Annotated in this window: 4 protein-coding genes; all 4 read left to right on the top strand. The window is 67.4% G+C overall.

Features of this window, described 5'->3' with window-relative positions; genetic code table 11:
- Window positions 1–725, top strand: a 725-nt coding sequence (locus tag Y705_RS18560) for a fumarylacetoacetate hydrolase family protein (RefSeq protein ID WP_049822507.1), incomplete at its 5' end; no start/stop codon positions are given.
- A gap of 25 nt (window positions 726–750) precedes the next feature.
- Complete coding sequence (locus Y705_RS18555) at window positions 751–1,959, top strand: CaiB/BaiF CoA transferase family protein (protein ID WP_049822506.1); 1,209 nt, start codon at window positions 751–753, stop codon at window positions 1,957–1,959.
- 4 nt (window positions 1,960–1,963) lie between these two features.
- On the top strand, window positions 1,964–3,124 hold the full coding sequence (locus tag Y705_RS0108775) for an acyl-CoA dehydrogenase family protein (RefSeq protein WP_026532595.1): 1,161 nt from the start codon (window positions 1,964–1,966) through the stop codon (window positions 3,122–3,124).
- A 61-nt stretch (window positions 3,125–3,185) separates the two neighbouring features.
- A partial coding sequence (locus tag Y705_RS18550; RefSeq protein ID WP_173401064.1) for a dihydroxy-acid dehydratase domain-containing protein occupies window positions 3,186–4,057 on the top strand: 872 nt, incomplete at its 3' end.

The following is a 4,057-nucleotide window of genomic DNA, read 5'->3' as shown; positions in this document are numbered from 1 at the left end:
CCGAGGATCTCCTCGGGCAACTCGACGCGGCTGCCGAGACGGCCGACGACGCCGTCTTCAGCAGTCCCGACGGCGTCACCTTCGGTGCCCCCTATCGCCACCCCCGCATGCTCTGGGGTATCGGACTAAATTATGTAGAACACGCCTCCGACCTCTCGGAGGGGGTGCCGGAAGAACCGGCGTCCTTCATCAAGGGCGACCACACCGTCATCGGACCCGGCGAAGCCATCCCCATTCCGGAACAGAGCGAGCGCACCACCACCGAGGCCGAGGTGGCCGTGGTGATCGGCCGGTACTGCCGCAACGTCGAGCCAGAGGACGCCCTGGACTACCTGGTGGGTGTCGTGCCCGTGCTCGACCAGACGGCCGAGGACATCCTGCAGCGCAACCCGCGGTTCCTCACCCGCGCGAAGAACTTTCCCGGCTTCTTCTCCTTCGGGCCCCGCATCGTGCCGCTGGCCGAGGCAGTGGGCAGCGGAACCTTCGCCGACATGGAGGTCTCCACAGTGGTCAACGGCGAGGTGAAGCGCAGCAACACGGTTTCCCATATGCGCTACGACCCCGCCTACCTGATCAGTTTCCACAGCAAGGTGATGCCGCTGTATCCCGGCGACATGATCTCCACCGGAACCCCCGGCGCCATCCACGTCACCCCGGGCGACACCGCCGAATGCCGCGTCTCGGGCGTCGGCGTACTCAGCAATCCCGTCACCGCGTCCAGCTAGGGCTGCAGGCACATTTTCTTGGAGGATGAATTCATTGAGCAGTGATTCGGATAGGCCGGCAGGCAGCCCACCACCCGGCCCGCTGGAGGGGGTGAAGGTCGCGGATTTCTCGCGGGTGCTCGCCGGACCGTTCGCCTCCATGATGCTCGCCGACTTCGGGGCGGACGTCCTCAAGGTGGAGAGCCCTGCGGGGGATGACACCCGCTCCTGGGTTCCCCCGGTGGACGAGCATGGCGTGGGCACCTATTTCTCCAGCGTGAACCGGAACAAGCGCTCGGTGGTCTGCGACCTCCGCAGTCCGGACGGATTGGCGCGGGCGCTCGAGATCGCACTGGAGGCCGACGTCGTCATCGAGAACTTCCGGCCCGGGGTCATGCAGCGCTTCGGGCTTGACTACGAGACCCTTTCCGCCCGGCGGCCGGACCTGGTGTACTGCTCGATCACCGGCTTTGGCAGCGCCGGCGGAGCCCATCTGCCCGGCTACGACCTCCTTGTACAGGCCGTGGGTGGGCTGATGAGCGTCACCGGGTCGCAGGACTCCGAGCCGAGCAAGGTGGGCGTGGCGCTGGTGGACGTGGTCACCGGCCAGAATGCGGTGGTGGGCATCCTTGCCGCGCTGCGCTCCCGTGACGCGACGGGCACGGGCCAGCGCGTGGACGTCAACCTGCTGTCCTCCCTGCTCTCCGGTCTGGTCAACCAGGCCTCGAGCACGCTCGCCACCGGCGAGGCACCTCAGCGGATGGGAAACGCCCACCCCAGCATCGCCCCTTACGAAACGCTGCGGACCGCCGACAGCCCGCTGGCCGTCGCCGTCGGAACCGATCGGCAGTTCGAGTCCCTGGTGCGCGTCCTCGGCGTGCCGGAGCTCTCAGCCGACTCCCGCTTCCGCGACAATTCGAACCGGGTGGCCCACCGCGGTGCACTCAAGGCCCTGCTCGAGGAGCAGCTCGGCACTCGAAGCGCCGTCGAATGGTCACGCCTGCTGAGTACGGCGGGCAAGGTCAACTCGATCGCCGAGGCGCTCCAGCTCGCCGACGATCTCGGGCTCACGCCCGTCGTCGAGATCACTGATACCGCCTCCGAGCGCACCAGCTCCCAGGTAGCGAACCCCATCCGGCTCTCGGAAACCCCCGCCAGCTACCGGCGTGTGCCCCCGCTCCTCGGCGAGCACGACGGTGCGACCTTCACGGCACACCTCCACCCCTCGGCCACCGCCACAGCTACCGGAAAGTAGACCCATGACTGATCCTTCGGACCTCCTCGGAATCGACGCCCTGCTCTCGGACGGTGAACGAGCCCTGCGCGATAGCGTGCGCAGTTTCGTGGACACCGCCATCAAACCGAACATCGCCGACTGGTACGATCGCGCCGAGTTCCCGCTGGAGATCGTGCCCCGCATGGCCGAACTGGGACTCCTCGGCATGCATATCAAGGGCTACGGCTGCCCCGGCCGGAGCTCCGTCGAGTACGGGCTCGCGGCGCTCGAACTCGAGGCGGGCGATTCCGGGCTGCGGACCTTCGTCAGCGTCCAGGGCTCCCTGGCGATGAGCGCGATCGCCAAACACGGTTCGGAGGAGCAGAAGAACGAGTGGCTGCCGAAGATGGCCGCCGGCTCGGCGATCGGCTGCTTCGGACTCACCGAACCCTCCGGCGGTTCGGATCCCGGCAGCATGCTCACCTTCGCCAGACGCGACGGCGACGACTGGGTCCTGAATGGCAGCAAGCGCTGGATCGGCCTGGCCTCAGTGGCACAGGTGGCGATCATCTGGGCGATGACCGACGACGGCGTCCGCGGCTTCGTGGTGCCGACGGACACGCCGGGCTTCAAGGCGACCCCGATCGTGCAGAAACTCTCGATGCGGGCCTCGATCCAGTGCGACGTCGAACTCACCGACATCCGGCTTCCCGGCACAGCACTGCTACCGAAGGCCAAGGGACTCCGCGGCCCCTTCGAGTGCCTCAACGAAGCCCGTTACGGGATCATCTGGGGCGCCATGGGAGCCGCGCGCGACAGCTACTTCGCTGCGCTCGACTACTCCCGCGAACGCCTGCAGTTCGGCAGGCCGCTCGCCGGCTACCAGCTCACCCAGCAGAAACTCGTCAACATGGCCCTCGAGATCAACAAGGGAATGCTGCTGGCCCTGCAGGTGGGAAGGCTCAAGGACGCCGGAACCCTGCAGCCCTACCAGATTTCGGTGGGAAAGCTGAACAACTGCCGTGAGGCGATCGAGATCTGCCGTGAAGCCCGCGCGATGCTGGGCGGCAACGGCGTCACGCTCGACTACTCTCCCCTGCGCCACGCCAACAACCTCGAAAGCGTGCGCACCTACGAGGGGACGGACGAGGTGCATACGCTGATCCTCGGCAACCACATCACCGGCATCCCGGCCTTCCGATAGCTCCGCCGTGAACGAGCCCGTTTCCCCCGCCGGCCAGGCAGCGCCTTCAGGCAGCGTGCCGGTGAGTGTATCCGCAGCCTCGACGGGCCCCGTCACCGGGATCCGGCGGGGCCTGACCAACTACGGGGACGCGGAGTTCTCCCTGTTCCTGCGCAAGGCGTTCATCAAGGGCGCCGGTTACTCGGACGACGCCCTGGACAAGCCCGTGATCGGCATCATCAACACGGGCAGCGGCTTCAACCCGTGCCACGGGAACATGCCCGCACTGCTCGAAGCGGTGAAACGCGGGGTACTGATGGCCGGCGGACTGCCGATCGACTTCCCCACCATCTCGCTCCACGAAAGCTTCTCGCAGCCCACCAGCATGTTCCTGCGCAACCTCATGTCCATGGACACCGAGGAGATGATCCGCGCCCAGCCCATGGACGCCGTCGTCCTCATCGGAGGCTGCGACAAGACGGTGCCCGCGCAGTTGATGGGCGCAGCGTCGGCGGGGGTGCCGGCTATCTCGCTGGTGACGGGGTCGATGCTCACCGGGGGCTACCGCGGACAGCGCGTGGGTGCATGCACCGACTGCCGGGCCTTCTGGGGGAAGTTCCGCAGCGGGGAAATCGACCGGCAGCAGATCGACGACGTCAACTCGCGGCTCGTGGGGAGCGTCGGCACCTGCTCCGTGATGGGGACCGCCAGCACCATGGCGTGCCTGACCGAGGCCATGGGCATCGCCCTGCCGGGAAGCGCCAGTCCCCCTGCCGTCACTGCCGACCGCGTGCGGATCGCCGAGCGGACCGGGGCGCAGGCCGTGGCGCTCGCCGAACGCGGTACCGACATGGGCGCTATCCTCACCCAGGAGGCCTTCGAGAACGGGTTGCGGGTGCTGCTGGCGATCGGCGGGTCCACCAACGCGATCATCCACCTGACCGCCGTCGCCGG

Origin of the sequence: Arthrobacter sp. H41, assembly GCF_000520535.1 — a bacterium.
Classification (GTDB): Bacteria; Actinomycetota; Actinomycetes; order Actinomycetales; family Micrococcaceae; genus Arthrobacter_D.
This window is presented reverse-complemented; position numbering and strand designations above follow the sequence as displayed.

Excerpts from the sequence above, each read along its gene's own strand:
- Y705_RS18555 (WP_049822506.1), top strand. The coding sequence starts at position 751 with ATGAATTCATTGAGCAGTGATTCGGATAGGCCGGCAGGCAGCCCACCA.
- Y705_RS0108775 (WP_026532595.1), top strand. The coding sequence starts at position 1,964 with ATGACTGATCCTTCGGACCTCCTCGGAATCGACGCCCTGCTCTCGGAC.